Origin of the sequence: Citrobacter sp. RHBSTW-00599, from assembly GCF_013784065.1 — a bacterium.
Taxonomy (GTDB): Bacteria; Pseudomonadota; Gammaproteobacteria; order Enterobacterales; family Enterobacteriaceae; genus Citrobacter; species Citrobacter braakii.
On record NZ_CP056717.1, the window covers coordinates 4,596,845 to 4,613,758 of the forward strand.

General features: G+C 52.3%; 17 protein-coding genes. 10 read left to right on the forward strand and 7 right to left on the reverse strand.

The features are described 5' to 3' along the window. The first annotated feature begins 9 nt into the window (after positions 1-9). On the forward strand, positions 10-3,324 hold the full coding sequence (gene mscM, locus HV243_RS22325; RefSeq protein WP_016151404.1) for a miniconductance mechanosensitive channel MscM: 3,315 nt from the start codon (positions 10-12) through the stop codon (positions 3,322-3,324). Positions 3,325-3,404: 80 nt separating this feature from the next. On the opposite strand, the gene yjeM is transcribed toward mscM, so the two are convergent. Together yjeM and epmA are read right to left on the reverse strand one after the other, a co-directional pair. Then, complete coding sequence (yjeM, locus tag HV243_RS22330; protein ID WP_046275844.1) at positions 3,405-4,907, reverse strand: glutamate/gamma-aminobutyrate family transporter YjeM; 1,503 nt, start codon at positions 4,905-4,907, stop codon at positions 3,405-3,407. A 214-nt stretch (positions 4,908-5,121) separates the two neighbouring features. Next, a complete protein-coding gene (epmA, locus tag HV243_RS22335; protein ID WP_003830517.1) occupies positions 5,122-6,099 on the reverse strand; it encodes an elongation factor P--(R)-beta-lysine ligase in 978 nt (325 codons plus the stop codon). A 324-nt stretch (positions 6,100-6,423) separates the two neighbouring features. Here epmA and frdA point away from each other — a divergent pair, with 324 nt between their 5' ends. The 4 genes from frdA to frdD are packed head-to-tail and all read left to right on the forward strand — an operon-like array spanning position 6,424 to position 9,714. Next, positions 6,424-8,214 (forward strand): fumarate reductase (quinol) flavoprotein subunit, encoded by a 1,791-nt coding sequence (gene frdA / locus HV243_RS22340; RefSeq protein WP_016151402.1) that lies wholly within the window; start codon positions 6,424-6,426, stop codon positions 8,212-8,214. After that, the gene (gene frdB, locus HV243_RS22345) at positions 8,207-8,941 is read left to right on the forward strand and encodes a fumarate reductase iron-sulfur protein (protein WP_016155500.1); all 735 of its coding nucleotides are present in this window, start codon (positions 8,207-8,209) and stop codon (positions 8,939-8,941) included. The genes frdA and frdB overlap by 8 nt, the downstream gene beginning before the upstream one ends. A 10-nt stretch (positions 8,942-8,951) precedes the next feature. Continuing rightward, on the forward strand, positions 8,952-9,347 hold the full coding sequence (gene frdC, locus HV243_RS22350; RefSeq protein ID WP_016151401.1) for a fumarate reductase subunit FrdC: 396 nt from the start codon (positions 8,952-8,954) through the stop codon (positions 9,345-9,347). Between the two features lie 10 nt (positions 9,348-9,357). Then, entirely contained in the window at positions 9,358-9,714 is a 357-nt protein-coding gene (frdD, locus tag HV243_RS22355) for a fumarate reductase subunit FrdD (protein WP_032937775.1), read from the forward strand. A 44-nt stretch (positions 9,715-9,758) separates the two neighbouring features. Here frdD and ampR read toward each other — a convergent pair whose 3' ends face one another. After that, a complete protein-coding gene (ampR, locus tag HV243_RS22360) occupies positions 9,759-10,631 on the reverse strand; it encodes a LysR family transcriptional regulator AmpR (RefSeq protein ID WP_053390096.1) in 873 nt (290 codons plus the stop codon). 131 nt (positions 10,632-10,762) lie between these two features. Here ampR and HV243_RS22365 point away from each other — a divergent pair, with 131 nt between their 5' ends. Continuing rightward, on the forward strand, positions 10,763-11,908 hold the full coding sequence (locus HV243_RS22365; protein WP_053390271.1) for a class C beta-lactamase CMY-137: 1,146 nt from the start codon (positions 10,763-10,765) through the stop codon (positions 11,906-11,908). A gap of 93 nt (positions 11,909-12,001) precedes the next feature. Continuing rightward, on the forward strand, positions 12,002-12,535 hold the full coding sequence (locus HV243_RS22370; protein WP_131351699.1) for a lipocalin family protein: 534 nt from the start codon (positions 12,002-12,004) through the stop codon (positions 12,533-12,535). On the opposite strand, the gene sugE is transcribed toward HV243_RS22370, so the two are convergent. Further along, entirely contained in the window at positions 12,532-12,849 is a 318-nt protein-coding gene (sugE, locus tag HV243_RS22375) for a quaternary ammonium compound efflux SMR transporter SugE (RefSeq protein WP_016151397.1), read from the reverse strand. The genes HV243_RS22370 and sugE overlap by 4 nt on opposite strands. Before the next feature lie 256 nt (positions 12,850-13,105). Here sugE and HV243_RS22380 point away from each other — a divergent pair, with 256 nt between their 5' ends. Beyond that, positions 13,106-13,705 (forward strand): LuxR C-terminal-related transcriptional regulator, encoded by a 600-nt coding sequence (locus HV243_RS22380; protein WP_053390043.1) that lies wholly within the window; start codon positions 13,106-13,108, stop codon positions 13,703-13,705. Positions 13,706-13,735: 30 nt separating this feature from the next. Here HV243_RS22380 and ecnB read toward each other — a convergent pair whose 3' ends face one another. The 3 genes from ecnB to efp all read right to left on the reverse strand — a co-directional run bounded on the left by ecnB (position 13,736) and on the right by efp (position 14,748). Next, entirely contained in the window at positions 13,736-13,882 is a 147-nt protein-coding gene (gene ecnB / locus HV243_RS22385; RefSeq protein ID WP_016151395.1) for a lipoprotein toxin entericidin B, read from the reverse strand. Positions 13,883-13,989: 107 nt separating this feature from the next. Beyond that, positions 13,990-14,124, reverse strand: a complete 135-nt coding sequence (gene ecnA, locus HV243_RS22390; RefSeq protein WP_016151394.1) for a lipoprotein antitoxin entericidin A — start codon at positions 14,122-14,124, stop codon at positions 13,990-13,992. Positions 14,125-14,181: 57 nt separating this feature from the next. Next, positions 14,182-14,748, reverse strand: a complete 567-nt coding sequence (efp, locus tag HV243_RS22395) for an elongation factor P (RefSeq protein ID WP_003025478.1) — start codon at positions 14,746-14,748, stop codon at positions 14,182-14,184. Positions 14,749-14,789: 41 nt separating this feature from the next. Here efp and epmB point away from each other — a divergent pair, with 41 nt between their 5' ends. Then, complete coding sequence (gene epmB / locus HV243_RS22400; protein ID WP_047358982.1) at positions 14,790-15,818, forward strand: EF-P beta-lysylation protein EpmB; 1,029 nt, start codon at positions 14,790-14,792, stop codon at positions 15,816-15,818. Positions 15,819-16,000: 182 nt separating this feature from the next. Beyond that, positions 16,001-16,864, forward strand: a complete 864-nt coding sequence (gene yjeJ, locus HV243_RS22405) for a YjeJ family protein (RefSeq protein ID WP_053390044.1) — start codon at positions 16,001-16,003, stop codon at positions 16,862-16,864. Positions 16,865-16,914: the final 50 nt, after the last annotated feature.

The window sequence follows — 16,914 nt, forward strand, 5'->3', positions numbered from 1 at the left end:
ATCGCTGCTGTGCGCCTGATTATCACTTTTCTGATGGCCTGGTGCCTCAGCCTGGGGGCGTACGCTGCGACGGCCCCCGATGCCAAACAACTCACCCAGGAACTGGAGCAGGCAAAAGCGGCGAAACCTGCTCAGCCAGAAACTGTCGAGGCGCTCCAGTCCGCGCTGAATGCCCTCGAGGAGCGTAAAGGTTCTCTCGAGCGTGCCCAGCAATATCAGCAGGTTATTGATAACTTCCCCAAGCTGTCCGCAACATTACGCGCGCAGCTTAGCAACCTGCGCGATGAACCGCGCAATGTGCCAACCGGACTCACCACCGATGCGTTAAACCAGGAGATCCTCCAGGTCAGCAGCCAACTGTTGGAAAAGAGTCGTCAGGCCCAGCAGGAGCAGGATCGCGCCCGGGAAATCGCCGACTCGTTAAGCCAGCTTCCTCAACAGCAAACCGATGCCCGCCGCCAGCTAAATGAGCTTGAGCGACGTATTGGTACCGCCAACTCTAATCCCGCGCAGAATCAGGCGATGCAGGCTGAATCCGCCAAACTCAAAGCCCTGGTCGATGAACTGGAGCTGGCGCAGCTTTCCGCTAATAACCGCCAGGAGCTGGCGCGTATGCGCTCAGAGCTGGCGGAAAAACAGAGCCAGCAGCTCGATACTTACCTGCAGGCTTTGCGCAACCAGCTCAACAGTCAACGTCAGCGTGAGGCAGAGCGAGCGCTGGAAAGCACCGAACTGTTGGCGGAAAACAGCGCGGGACTGCCGGAAGGTATTGTCGACCAGTTCAAGGTTAACCGCGAACTGTCTCAGGCATTAAACCAGCAGGCGCAACGTATGGACCTGGTCGCCTCGCAACAGCGTCAAGCCGCCAGCCAAACGCTACAGGTGCGCCAGGCATTGAATACGCTGCGAGAGCAGTCTCAGTGGCTTGGGGTCTCAAATATGCTGGGAGAAGCGCTGCGCGCGCAGGTATCCCGTTTACCGGAAATGCCCAAGCCTCAGCAGTTGGATACCGAAATGGCGCAGCTTCGCGTGCACCGTATGCGCTATGAGGATCTCCTCAACAAACAGCCGCAGTTGCGTCAGATTCATCAGGCCGATGGACAACCGCTGACCGCTGAACAGAGCAGCATTCTCAACGCCCAGTTACGCACCCAGCGTGAGCTGCTGAACTCTTTGTTACAGGGCGGCGATACGCTGATCCTTGAGCTGACCAAGCTCAAAGTCTCTAACAGCCAACTGGAAGATGCGCTAAAAGAGGTCAACGAAGCAACGCACCGCTATCTGTTCTGGACCTCGGACGTTAGCCCCATCTCCCTCTCCTGGCCTGTCGACATCGTCCAGGATCTGCGGCGTCTGATCTCATTAGATACGTTTAATCAGTTGGGCAAAGCCAGCATCATGATGCTGACCAGCAAAGAAACGCTGCTGCCGCTTTTCGCGGCATTGGTGCTGGTTGGCTTTAGCCTCTCTTCGCGCAAACACTTCACCCGTTTTCTGGAGCGTTCATCTGCGCGGGTCGGGAAAGTCACCCAGGACCACTTCTGGCTGACGATACGCACGGTGTTCTGGTCGATACTCGTCGCTTCTCCGTTGCCGGTGCTGTGGGCAACGCTCGGTTACGGATTGCAGGAAGCCTGGCCTTATCCATTAGCTGTCGCTATCGGCGATGGCGTTACCGCCACGGTGCCCATGCTGTGGGCAGTAATGATTTGCGCCACCTTTGCGCGCCCAAACGGTCTGTTCATTGCCCACTTTGGCTGGCCGCGTAACCGCGTCGCGAAAGCCATGCACTATTACCTGATGAGTATCGGGCTGATTGTGCCGCTGATCATGGCGGTGATTATGTTTGATAATCTCAATGACCGGGAATTCTCCGCCTCACTGGGGCGTCTGTGCTTTATTCTGATTTGCGGTGCGCTGGCGGTCGTGACCCTGAGCCTGAAACGCGCCGGGATACCGCTGTACCTCGATAAAGAAGGCAACAGCGATAACATGGTCAACAGCATGCTGTGGAATATGCTGATGGGCGCACCGCTGATTGCCATTCTCGCTGCGGCAGTGGGCTATCTCGCCACGTCGCAAGCTTTACTGGCGCGTCTGGAAACGTCCGTAGCTATCTGGTTCTTGTTACTGGTGGTGTATCACGTTATCCGCCGCTGGATGCTGATCCAGCGCCGCCGGCTGGCGTTTGACCGCGCCAAGCATCGACGTGCCGAAATGCTGGCGCAGCGCGCACGGGGTGAAGAAGAACCAGCGCATTCCACCAGCCTTGAAGGCACGATTGATGTTGATGAAAGCGAAGTGGATCTGGATGCTATCAGCGCGCAATCACTGCGCCTGGTGCGCTCTATCCTGATGCTTATCGCCCTGCTCTCGGTCATTGTGCTGTGGTCAGAAATTCATTCCGCTTTCGGCTTCCTGGAAAATATCTCGTTATGGGATGTCACCTCCACGGTGCAGGGTGTGGAAAGTTTAGAGCCGATAACGCTGGGTGCAGTGCTTATCGCAATCCTGGTGTTTATCATCACTACCCAGTTAGTGCGCAACCTGCCCGCGCTGCTGGAGCTGGCGCTGCTGCAACATCTCGATTTAACCCCCGGCACCGGTTACGCCATCACCACCATCACCAAGTACCTGCTGATGCTGATTGGCGGTCTGGTTGGCTTCTCAATGATCGGTATTGAGTGGTCCAAACTGCAATGGCTGGTAGCGGCTCTCGGTGTCGGTCTGGGCTTTGGTTTGCAGGAGATCTTCGCCAACTTTATTTCCGGCCTGATTATCCTCTTTGAAAAACCAATCCGCATTGGCGACACGGTGACGATTCGCGATCTTACCGGTAGCGTGACGAAAATTAATACCCGCGCCACGACCATCAGCGACTGGGACCGCAAAGAGATCATCGTGCCCAACAAAGCCTTTATCACCGAGCAGTTTATCAACTGGTCGTTATCGGATTCGGTCACCCGTGTGGTATTAACCATCCCGGCACCGTCGGAGGCTAACAGCGAGGAGGTTACGCAGATCCTGCTTACTGCCGCACAACGCTGCTCACTGGTTATCGATAACCCGGCGCCAGAAGTCTTCCTGGTTGACCTGCAGCAAGGGATTCAAATCTTCGAACTGCGTATTTATGCCGCTGAGATGGGGCATCGTATGCCGCTGCGCCACGAAATCCACCAGCTGATTCTGGCAGGCTTCCGCGAGCACGGTATCGATATGCCGTTCCCACCGTTCCAGATGCGTCTGGAGAGCCTCGGCGGTAAGCAAACGGGAAGAACCTTAAGTTCTGCGGGCAGAAGCAGTCGCCCGGCGGGGAGTTTGTAAACAAAAATGATGCCGGATGGCAGCTTCGCCGAATCCGGCCTACGAAGAATCATTTTTGTAGGCCGGATTCAGCAGGAAGTTTACTCCACCGCCCACTCAGGCTCGTTGGCCGTGCGACGGCTGTAGTTCTGATAAATCGCCATTGCCAACAGCGAGAAGAAGATCGGGCCTCCGGTCATCCACAATGCGCTGTTCCAGTCCCCAGCTTCAATCACCGGCTGGATGATGGTGAACACATTGGCAAACGTCACCACCAGCACAACCACCGATGTGGCCAGTAACGTCGCCGCTCGGGTTTTAAAGACAACAAACGGTCTTTCCAGGCCCGTACGGGCTTTAAAGAACGGAAACGCCAGCGCGAGGAACAGATACGGTAGCGTCATCGAGACGTTCGCCATCAGCGTCAGTTTGTTATAGAACGCTGAAGCCGTATCGCCGCCAAACGAAACCAGCAGGATAAACAGGCTCACCAGCAGGCACTGCAACCACATTGCCGTCGTCGGCATCCCCACGGCATTCAGTTTGGTCATCGGCGCTGGCCACAGCGCCTTCGGCGTTCCCTGAATAATCGCTTTTAGTGGCGAATAGCTGAGCGTGAAAAAAGCGCCGGTATAAGCGAGAAACATAGAAAGCCCGGTGATACGCGCGAACCACACCCCCGTCGTCATCGCGGTTTCAGGAGAAAGATGCAGCGCGTTACCTAACGTCATCCCGAGGCTTTTCATTAGGATATACGTTATATTGCCGAGGTTGACCGAGCTATTGCTTAATACTTGCTGCCAGTTGGTGCTAACGCCCCATAAAAATATGGCCAGTGAATAACCGACAGAAATGACAATCGCGGCAAAGACAATGCCTTTCGCAAAGTTCTTTTCTGGCTTTTCTGTTTTATCAACTAATCCACCCACGGCTTCTATTCCGCCGTATGCAAAAATGGCAAACACAACAAATGACAACATGGCCAGACCGGACTGATATCCCGGATTAGGTGAGGAGATGAAATTAATATCCTGCGCAAAGTGACCACCAGTTAATAACAAAATAGCGACACTCACTAACAACAGAACTAAATTAAGACACATTACGGCAATTCCGCCTACAGCCGTAATACGAGCAATCTTATTAATACCCCGGGAGGCCACGCAGGTTACCAGAATCATCCAACCGACGGCGAGCAACCCGACGACCTGCGTAGGCTCAAGCCCCGCAAAACGCCAGTGCTGCGTCATGTCTGCGCCAAATAAGAAGGTTGAAAAAGGTACCCAGACTTTCGCTGCGGTACTTACCATCCATATCACATAGGAAGAAAACCACATAAACGTGCCGATAAACGCATAGCGTGGCCCAACGCTATTATTCATCCACGAATAGATTCCGCCCTCTTCTTTCCGATAGGCAGCCCCCATTTCCGCCATCATTAAAGCAAATGGGATAAAGAATAATAATGCAGAAAATATATACCACGGAATCGCGCTATACCCCATTAGATAGAATGCGGAGGGGCTATTCGCAAAACCGAAAACAGACGTAAATATCATGAGGATGAGACCTATTAAGCTCATCTTTTTTATTGTTTGGGTCATTAAACCATCCCTTACTCTGGCAAGCGTTTAACAAACGCCACTCACCGGTTGGCACTGCCCTCTTTTCAGAGTTCAGCGATAGAAAAATCAACACAGAATTGATACCTGAACGATATCAAATATCCAGGAGTAAATTGTGGCTATTAGAGGGTAAATGAAAAAATATGCTACAAAGTGGCTATTTCACCGCCACTTTGTATTGAAGGGGAGTGCGTTACGCGCGATCGACGGTAAATGCGATAACCTCGGCCAGGCTCTCTGCGCCCAACGCCAGCATCACCAGACGGTCAACGCCCAGCGCCACACCAGAGCAATCCGGCATACCCACTTTTAACGCTTCAAGCAGGTTGGTGTCGATCGGCTGCTGCGGCAAGCCACGCGCGGCACGTTTGCGGTTATCCTGTTCAAACCGCTGCTGCTGTTCGCGCGCGTCGGTCAATTCATGGAAACCATTCGCCAGCTCAATACCTTTGTAGTAAACCTCGAAACGTTCAGCCACGCGGTGATCTTCGGTACTGATTTGCGCCAGTGATGCCTGGCTGGCCGGGAAATGATACACAAACGTCGGTTTGTCTTTGCCAATATGCGGCTCAACGCCCATCGTAAACAGCAACTGCAGTAAGGTGTCCCGGTCTTCTTCGGTATCGGCAATATTGCTGAGATCCAATTTCGCCGCCACTTCCCGCAGTTGGGTTTTATCCGCAGACAGCGGGTCTATCTCCAGATGGCGCTGGAAGGCTTGCTGGTAAGAGAGACTTTCCGCAGGTGAGCAGTCCAGCACCTGCTGGAGCAAATCATCCACTTCATTCATCAGGCGATACATATCGTAGTGCGGACGATACCACTCGAGCATGGTGAATTCAGGGTTATGATGACGCCCCATCTCTTCATTACGGAAGCTGCGGCACAGTTGATACACCGGGCCGCATCCTGCCACCAGCAGGCGCTTCATATGGTATTCCGGGCTGGTCATTAAATAGAGATTCATTCCCTGGGAGTGTCCAGGGCCGACGAAACGCGTTTCGAACGGGAACAGATGGATGTCCGTTACCGTTGCCTGACTCATACAAGGGGTCTCAACCTCAAGCACGCCACGATCGGCAAAAAAGCGGCGAATCTCCGCTATAATTGCTGCACGTTTTAACAGATTGGGGATGGACGCGCTCGGCTGCCAGGTTGCCGTTTCGCTCATGGTTGTTTCTCCGATTTAAGACAAGGGCACGAAGTCTACTCGTATCGCGTTAACGAGACAAATTTCGCGCGCCAATAATCCACACTGGCAATTGGATAAAAAAAGCGACATGGGGTGGTTTAGTAATTAAATTAATCAAATTCAATGATAATTCCCCCCTTTGACACGCTAAAAAAATCGAACACGTCAAATTTCCCGCACATCCCTGAGACTATACTATTGTACCTATAAAGGAGCAGTGGAAACGCGTTCATAACCTGTTTGAAGCCGATGAAGCATCTGATTTCAGGCAGGAATGAAATAACAACAATCTGGAGGAATGTCGTGCAAACCTTTCAAGCCGATCTTGCCATTATAGGCGCCGGTGGCGCGGGATTACGTGCTGCAATTGCTGCCGCACAAGCAAATCCCAACGCTAAAATCGCACTGATCTCAAAAGTGTACCCAATGCGCAGCCATACCGTTGCTGCCGAAGGCGGCTCTGCTGCTGTCGCGCAGGATCATGACAGCTTTGACTACCATTTTCACGATACGGTAGCAGGCGGAGACTGGCTGTGTGAGCAGGATGTCGTGGATTACTTTGTCCACCACTGCCCAACTGAAATGACGCAACTGGAACAATGGGGCTGCCCATGGAGCCGCCGTGAAGACGGTAGCGTCAACGTACGTCGCTTCGGCGGTATGAAAATCGAGCGTACCTGGTTTGCCGCGGATAAAACCGGCTTCCACATGTTGCATACGCTGTTCCAAACATCTTTGCAGTTCCCGCAGATTCAGCGCTTTGACGAACACTTCGTTCTGGATATCCTGGTTGATGATGGCCATGCTCGCGGCCTGGTTGCCATGAACATGATGGAAGGCACGCTGATGCAGATCCGTGCTAATGCTGTTGTGATGGCAACGGGCGGCGCAGGTCGTGTTTACCGTTACAACACCAACGGCGGCATCGTAACTGGCGACGGTATGGGCATGGCGCTGAGCCACGGCGTTCCGCTGCGTGATATGGAATTCGTTCAGTATCACCCGACGGGTCTGCCAGGCTCTGGCATCCTGATGACCGAAGGCTGCCGTGGTGAAGGCGGTATCCTGGTCAACAAAAACGGCTACCGTTATCTGCAAGACTACGGCATGGGTCCGGAAACCCCGCTGGGCGAGCCGAAAAACAAATACATGGAACTCGGTCCGCGCGACAAAGTTTCTCAAGCTTTCTGGCACGAATGGCGTAAAGGCAACACCATTTCCACCCCGCGTGGCGATGTGGTTCACCTCGACCTGCGTCACCTCGGCGAGAAAAAACTGCTCGAACGTTTACCGTTCATCTGCGAACTGGCGAAAGCCTACGTGGGTGTCGATCCGGTTAAAGAGCCGATCCCGGTACGTCCTACCGCGCACTACACCATGGGCGGTATCGAAACCGATCAGCACTGTGAAACCCGCATTAAAGGTCTGTTCGCTGTGGGCGAATGTTCCTCTGTTGGTCTGCATGGCGCTAACCGTCTGGGTTCTAACTCCCTGGCGGAACTGGTGGTCTTCGGTCGTATGGCCGGTGAACAGGCTGCAGAACGTGCTGCAACGGCTGGCGCTGCAAACAGTGCCGCGCTCGATGCGCAGGTTGCTGGCGTTGAAAAACGTCTGAAAGATCTGGTTAACCAGGAAGGTAACGAAAACTGGTCTAAGATCCGTGACGAAATGGGCCTGTCCATGGAAGAAGGTTGCGGTATCTACCGTACACCGGAACTCATGCAGAAAACCGTTGATAAACTGGCGGAGCTGCAGGAACGCTTCAAGCGCGTACGTATCACTGATACCTCCAGCGTCTTCAACACCGACCTGCTGTACACCATCGAACTGGGTCACGGTCTGAACGTTGCTGAATGTATGGCGCACTCTGCTCTGGCGCGTAAAGAATCCCGCGGCGCGCACCAGCGTCTGGATGAAGGCTGCACCGAGCGTGACGATGTGAACTTCCTCAAACACACCCTCGCCTTCCGCGATGCTGACGGCACGACTCGCCTGGAATACAGCGACGTGAAAATCACCACTCTGCCACCGGCTAAACGTGTTTACGGTGGCGAAGCGGAAGCAGCCGATAAGAAGGAGAAGGCGAATGGCTGAGATGAAAAACTTGAAAGTTGAGGTGGTGCGCTATAACCCTGAAACCGATACCGCGCCGCACAGTGCTTTCTACGAAGTTCCTTATGATGAAACCACGTCACTGCTGGATGCGCTGGGCTACATCAAGGATAACCTGGCACCGGACCTGAGCTACCGCTGGTCCTGCCGTATGGCGATCTGCGGCTCCTGCGGCATGATGGTCAACAATGTACCTAAACTGGCGTGCAAAACCTTCCTGCGTGATTACACCAGCGGCATGAAGGTTGAAGCGCTGGGCAACTTCCCGATTGAGCGCGATCTGGTCGTCGACATGACGCACTTTATCGAAAGCCTGGAAGCGATCAAACCGTACATCATCGGTAACCCGCGTACACCGGATCAGGGTCCAAACACCCAGACTCCGGCGCAGATGGCGAAGTATCATCAGTTCTCCGGTTGCATCAACTGTGGTCTGTGCTACGCCGCGTGCCCGCAGTTCGGCCTGAACCCAGAGTTCATTGGACCGGCTGCGATTACGCTGGCGCATCGTTACAACGAAGATAGCCGCGACCACGGTAAGAAGGAGCGTATGGCTCAGTTGAACAGCCCGAACGGCGTCTGGTCCTGTACTTTTGTGGGCTACTGCTCCGAAGTCTGCCCGAAACACGTCGATCCGGCTGCGGCCATTCAGCAGGGTAAAGTTGAAAGTTCAAAAGACTTTCTTATCGCTACCCTGAAACCACGCTAAGGAGTGCACGATGACGACTAAACGCAAACCCTATGTGCGACCAATGACGTCCACCTGGTGGAAAAAGCTGCCATTTTATCGTTTTTACATGCTGCGCGAAGGCACGGCGGTTCCGGCAGTCTGGTTCAGCATTGAACTGATTATCGGCCTGTTTGCACTCAAGCATGGTGCAGAGTCCTGGATGGGCTTTGTCGCCTTTTTGCAAAACCCGGTGGTGGTGATCCTGAATATTATCGCCCTGGCAGCAGCGCTGCTGCATACCAAAACCTGGTTTGAACTGGCGCCAAAAGCTGCCAACATCATCGTAAAAGACGAAAAAATGGGGCCAGAGCCGATCATCAAAGGTCTCTGGGCAGTTACTGTGGTTGCGACAGTAGTAATACTGTTTGTTGCCCTGTTCTGGTAAGGAGTCCGGAATGATTAATCCAAATCCAAAACGCTCTGACGAACCCGTATTCTGGGGCCTGTTTGGTGCAGGCGGTATGTGGAGCGCAATCATTGCGCCGGTGATGATCCTGCTGGTCGGCATTATGCTGCCGCTGGGCTTTGTTCCTGATGCTTTCAGCTATGAACGCATACTGGCATTCGCTCAGAGCTTCATCGGACGTGCGTTTCTGTTCCTGATGATCGTTCTGCCGCTGTGGTGCGGTTTACACCGTATGCACCACGCGATGCATGACCTGAAAATCCACGTGCCTGCGGGCAAATGGGTATTCTACGGACTGGCAGCTATCCTGACCGTTGTAACGGCTATTGGGATCCTGACCATCTAATCGCATGCGTTAATTATCAGGCCCGCCAATGGCGGGCCTTTTTATTAGTGCAGCATCCCGGTCAACCAGCGGGAAAACTCACGCATCGCGGACGTCTCCGGACGAGATTGTAAACGCGTTATCCAGTAACTCCCCAGATCAATCTGCGTTAAAAAAGGCTGCACGATACGTTCACTACTGAGCAAATGCGTGAACATTCTTACCGGTGCAATTGCCACACCAATCCCCGCCTGCGCGGCTTCCAGCATTGAGACGGACGAGTCAAACACCACCACGTTGTGCGTCGGTGACGGAGGCGCTTCTCCGGCGGCCTGCATCCAAAGCGTCCATTCATCACGCCGATACGATCGTAATAACGGAAATTTCAGGATGTCCACAGGTGCTTTAATCTGCGAGGCCAATGTCGGTGAACACAGCGGAGACATCAGCGCGCTACACAAATATTGCGCATCGGTATCGTGCCAGGCTCCTCCTCCGTAGCGAATAGTATAATCCAGCCCTTCGGCGGCGGGATCTACACGGTTATTGTGGGTGGAAATATGCAAATCAATATGCGGATAGTGGCGCTTAAAGTCGCTCAACAGAGGGAAAAGACAGCCGACCGCAAAGGTCCCCACCACGCCAATTTTTAGTTTTTCCTGAGTCTGTTTAGTGGCAAAACGATCCAGCATCCCCGCCATACGATCGAAAGAGTCATTAAGTACAGGTAACAGACTTTCCCCTTCAGTCGTCAACATTAACCCTCGAGAACCACGCACAAAAAGCTGACAATTCAGCTGTTGCTCCAGCGCTTTCACATGCTGGCTTATTGCAGAATGCGTCACGTTGAGCTCAATCGCAGCGCGGGTAAAGCTGAGATGTCTGGCCGCTGCTTCAAAAGCCCGCAGCGAGTTAAGGGGGATATAGCTACGCGTCATTATCTGGCCTGTTAGAAAAACTTATATCTGCTGCTAAATTTAACCGTTTGTCAACACGGTGCAAATCAAACACACTGATTACGTCTGACGGGCCCGGACACCCTTTCGCTTTTAATTACGGAACTGATTTCATGATGAAAAAATCGATATGCTGCGCGCTGCTGCTGACAGCTTCGTTCTCCACGTTTGCCGCCGCAAAAACAGAACAACAAATTGCCGATATCGTTAACCGCACCATCACACCGCTGATGCAGGAGCAGGCTATTCCGGGTATGGCCGTTGCGATTATCTATCAGGGGAAACCTTATTACTTTACCTGGGGTAAAGCCGATATCGCCAATAACCGTCCAGTCACTCAACAAACGCTGTTTGAACTCGGATCGGTCAGTAAAACGTTCAACGGCGTGCTGGGCGGCGATGCTATCGCCCGCGGCGAAATTAAGCTCAGCGATCCGGTCACGCATTACTGGCCTGAACTGACTGGTAAGCAGTGGCAGGGTATCAGCCTGCTGCACTTAGCCACCTACACGGCAGGCGGCCTGCCGCTTCAGGTTCCGGACGACGTTACGGATAAAGCCGCGTTACTACGCTTTTATCAAAACTGGCAGCCGCAATGGGCCCCAGGCGCTAAACGTCTTTATGCTAACTCCAGCATTGGTCTGTTTGGCGCCCTGGCAGTGAAACCCTCAGGCATGAGCTACGAAGAGGCGATGTCCAAACGCGTCCTGCACCCCTTAAAACTGGCGCATACCTGGATTACGGTTCCGCAGAGCGAACAAAAAGATTATGCCTGGGGTTATCGCGAAGGAAAGCCAGTGCATGTATCCCCTGGCCAACTTGATGCCGAAGCATACGGGGTGAAATCGAGCGTTATCGATATGACCCGTTGGGTTCAGGCCAACATGGACGCCAGCCAGGTTCAGGAGAAAACGCTCCAGCAGGGCATCGAGCTTGCGCAGTCACGTTACTGGCGTATTGGCGATATGTACCAGGGCCTGGGCTGGGAGATGCTGAACTGGCCGGTGAAGGCCGACTCGATAATTAGTGGTAGCGACAGCAAAGTGGCACTGGCAGCGCTTCCTGCCGTTGAGGTAAACCCGCCCGCGCCTGCCGTGAAAGCCTCATGGGTGCATAAAACGGGCTCCACTGGCGGATTCGGCAGCTACGTTGCGTTCGTTCCAGAAAAAAACCTTGGCATCGTGATGCTGGCAAACAAGAGCTACCCAAACCCTGTTCGCGTCGAGGCCGCCTGGCGCATTCTTGAAAAACTGCAGTAACGGACAAGGAGGCCCTGGATATTGGGCTTCCTTTCTTTCTCTTTTTTTCCTGCTGTCATCTACACTTAACAAAAATCCAGCAAGGAAAATCCCATGCGCATTCTGCCCGTCGTTGCTGCAGTTACGGCTGCATTTCTGGTTGTCGCTTGCAGCACCCCAACACCCCCGAAAGGTGTTACCGTAGTAAATAACTTTGATGCCACACGCTATCTGGGCGCCTGGTATGAAATTGCGCGTTTCGACCATCGATTCGAGCGCGGACTGGAAAAAGTGACTGCTACCTACAGCCTGCGCGACGACGGCGGTATCAATGTTATTAACAAGGGCTATAACCCGGACAGAGGAATGTGGCAGAAAACGGAGGGGAAAGCCTACTTCACTGGCGACCCAAACCGCGCTGCGCTCAAGGTCTCGTTTTTTGGCCCCTTCTATGGCGGGTATAACGTGATTGCCCTCGACAGAGAATATCGTCACGCGCTGGTTTGCGGGCCGGATCGCGACTACCTGTGGATCCTTTCACGGACCCCTACTATTTCAGATGAAATGAAACAGCAAATGCTGGCCATCGCGACCCGGGAAGGGTTTGAGGTGAATAAGCTGATTTGGGTAAAACAGCCTGGCGCTTAGTGGGTGCTCAGCTTGAGGCCAATAATACCGGCCACAATCAGCCCGAGGCTCAGTAACCGCGCCGGGCTGGCAGATTCACCCAGCAGCAGAATCCCTGTAATGGCCGCCCCGACTGCGCCGATACCGGTCCATACGGCATAGGCGGTTCCTACAGGCAACGTACGCATTGCCCAGGAGAGCATGGCGATACTGACGATCATTGCCACAATAGTGATAATGCTTGGCGTCAAACGCGTAAAACCGTGGGTATATTTCAGGCCAATCGCCCAGACAACTTCGAGCAGACCTGCAATTAATAGTACGATCCAGGACATATCAGGCTCCAGAACAATGGGGCCGTCCCCGGTGAAAGAAGCGTTTGCAGGTCGTCCTGCAAAGCTGATGTGTGAAATGGCATTTTTGCCCGAGAGAAAATGAATTTCAACCTTTTTATTCGCTGCCCGCTAAAAGCAAGAATTAAGCATAATTAGCGGCGTAGTTCCCGCATTTGGCACTCATCGGAGTTCTCTATGATGAAGGGCTTTCTGAATCCGGAAAGTCGATTGCCTCTCTTCTGAATGCGAAAAGGTTATGCTTAAAATTTTAGTGATTGACCGGTGCCACTTTACCCGCACAGGGATTGAGGCCTTGCTTAATCATTCTGGCAGGTTCAGCTCCTCATTTCTTGTGTCAGGGATCAATAATCTCCTGTTAGCAAAAGAGCATATTTTGCAGTGGAAGCCGCATCTGGTGATCGCGGATTTATACAGTTTTATTAGCGAGACGCATACCAGTCCGCCAATTAAGCCCTTTTTCATGAGCTGCGGCGTCATCCCGCTGATTTTACTGCAATCAGTTGAAAGGCAGCACACCTCAATTGCTTCCTCTCAATCCGTCGCCCATTCGGTCTTAACCAAGCACACCACGTTGAACGCGCTCTCACACACGATTCAGGAGGCACTACAGCTTCGCCCCACATTAGAAATAGCCGAAAACGCGACTCCGCTGCTTACGCCGCAGGAGGAGAAAGTATTGTCGATGTGGATGGATGGTGTGAGTAACAATGCGATAGCCGCCGCACTCAGCATTCATGGCAAGACGGTCTACACCTATAAACGGAATATCCGCATGAAACTGCACATGGGGAACCGCTTCTCGCCGTTTCTCTCACTCCCCGGGAAGGGGAATTAACGGTACGACGTGACGTCGTACCGTTCATGATTATTGTTGAGCTTTTGTCGCTGCACCAGAGATTGCGCTACCGCCCTCAGAGATATCCTGCCCAACACCTTTCGTGGTATTGCACGCAGTCAACACTGAAGAAAGAACCAACACAGAAAAGATCGCAGCAATTGTCTTTTTAACCATAACGTCTTCCTTTTCTAGCCAATATTGTTTGTGTATAGCTCATTAATAATAGACAAGATCCGGAAGTGTGATGGATAAACAACCGTTTTTAAGACTATGAGAGAGTGTTAGCTGGCGGCGTGAGAGATTGAATTGCCAAGATGTTTGATGTCTTCACCGAAGCCGCGCGCGGTATTACAACCCGCCAGGAGAGTGCTGGTGAAAAGGATGAGCATTACAAGACTGAGAAGACGTTTCATCATTCCTGCCCTGGAAAAAGTATGGCGCAGCAACCTGCGCCATAAGATCAAATAGATATCTTATTTTACGCGAGAAACGTATTCGCCGGAGCGAGTATCCACTTTGATCACTTCACCGATCTGTACGAACAGCGGAACTTTAACGACTGCGCCAGTAGACAGAGTAGCCGGTTTGCCGCCAGTACCAGCGGTATCGCCTTTCAGACCTGGGTCAGTTTCAACGACTTCCAGCTCAACGAAGTTTGGCGGAGTCACGGAGATCGGCTGACCGTTCCACAGGGTCACGATGCATTCAGCCTGGTCCAGCAGCCATTTAGCGTTATCGCCTACCGCTTTCTCGTCTGCAGCCAGCTGTTCGAAAGTGGTGTTATTCATAAAGTGCCAGAACTCACCGTCGCTATACAGGAAGGTCAGGTTCATGTCGGCTACGTCTGCGCCTTCAGCGGAGTCGGTAGACTTGAAGGTTTTCTCTACGCGAGTACCGGTCAGCAGGCGACGCAGCTTAACGCGCGCAAATGCCTGGCCTTTACCTGGTTTAACGAATTCGCTGGCTTCAACCGCATAAGGTTCGCCGTCCAACATGATTTTAAGACCAGCACGAAAATCGTTGCTATAGTACGTTGCCATAAGGCCCTCTGAAAATTGTTAACTGGTAGCTAAGCCACAAAATGGCGCATATTGTAACCCTAAATACCCCATCCAGAGAAGATTGGTTATCGCAACTTGCCGATGTTGTGACCGATCCTGATGAACTTCTGCATCTTTTGAATATAGACGCAGATGAAAAACTGTTGGCCGGACGCGACGCGAGACGACTTTTCGCCCTGCGCGTACCGCGCGCCTTTATTGCTCGTATGGAAAAAGGCAATCCGGACGATCCGCTTTTGCGTCAGGTACTTACTTCCCAGGAAGAGTTTGTTGCTGCACCTGGCTACTCGACCGATCCGCTGGAAGAACAGCACAGCGTGGTCCCCGGTTTGCTGCATAAATATCGCAATCGGGCGCTGTTGTTGGTTAAAGGCGGTTGCGCGGTAAATTGTCGCTATTGCTTCCGCCGACACTTCCCGTATGCCGAAAACCAGGGCAATAAACGCAACTGGCAGGTCGCCCTGGACTACATTAGCGCGCATCCTGAGCTGGATGAGATTATCTTCTCCGGTGGTGATCCGCTAATGGCCAAGGACCATGAACTGGACTGGTTACTCACGCAACTGGAAGCCATCCCGCACATTAAGCGTCTGCGCATTCACAGCCGTTTGCCGATTGTGATCCCCGCGCGCATTACTGAAGGACTGGTCCAGCGCTTTGCGCGCTCCTCCCTGCAGGTTCTGCTGGTCAACCACATTAACCACGCCAATGAGGTCGATGAGGCGTTTCACCAGGCGATGGTCCGACTGCGTACCGCTGGCGTCACGCTACTCAACCAAAGCGTTTTGCTGCGTGGCGTGAACGATAACGCACAAACGCTGGCGAACCTGAGCAACGCCCTGTTTGATGCGGGGGTGATGCCCTATTACCTGCACGTACTGGACAAAGTGCAAGGTGCCGCCCACTTTATGGTCAGCGACGATGAGGCACGTCACATTATGCGTGAACTGCTGACGTTGGTTTCCGGCTATATGGTCCCCAAACTGGCGCGTGAAATTGGCGGAGAGCCAAGTAAAACGCCGTTGGATCTGCAACTACGCCAACAATAACCATTATTGAGTGTCCGATTTCGGACACTCACCACGATTACTTATTATTTAAATCCTCACAAGTGGAGCCACGCTTTTAATCTGTGCTATTTTAATTAGTGCTATAAAATCATTAATTCATAATTTGTATTAGTAGAACCAAATTCAGAATATTAATAAATATATGGTTAGGGAGAACCTTTATGGTTATAAGTATTAAGGGCATTAATACCGGTGTTATTCGTCAAAAGAATGAGTTTATTGCTTTAGCATTAAAGATAAAAGAACCAAGGAATAAATCGTCGTTATTTTTTCTTTCTCCGCTTGGGCTAAGAGATCTGCTTATCGCCCTGGAAAGCAGGCTATCCGTCAAACATCAGCTTAGCGAAGAAGAGCATGCGCAATATGAGAAGGAATGCGATAAAGTCAGCAAAAAGATGCACGAAAATATTCCTTTGATTCAGGAAGATGAGCTAAAAAATGCCGACATTAATCGTCGCATAAATTCGCTGATGTTAGTGGATGACAAAGGCGAAAACTTAACATTTTCTCTGACACTGCATGATGGACAAACGCGTGAATTACTGATTAATGAACTACAGATTCGGGTGCTGGTCCATGCTGTTATTCATGCAATAAATAATGCTGGCATGCGGGAATTAGCGCTACGAATTACATCGCTGCTGGATTTCCTGCCGCTGTACGATGTTGATTGCCAAGAAAACGACAATCTGGAATACGACTCTTATACGCACCCCGAATGGAAACAAAGCCTGTTTAATCATTATCTGGCGATTATTTACCGCTATACAGATGATCAAGGAAAAGCCCAGTTCTGTGGTTCGGTAGTAAAAACTCGCGCCACTTCCGGCAGCAAAGAGGCCGAAGCCATTACTCGCCGTCTTCTCGATTTCAGCCCACGGCTGAAAAAGCTTTCTGGTGTACCGTGCCAGGTGTTTGTCAGAACGTTGACGGGTGATAAGGCGCAAAAGCTCAATCAGGATCAGTGCCTGCGCGCGCTGCATCATTTACGCGCTCAGTCTGTGCATAACGCTCAAAATGCCTGATGTTTCTGCGCTTATCAGGCCGACGAATTTGTATCGTAGGCCTGATAAGA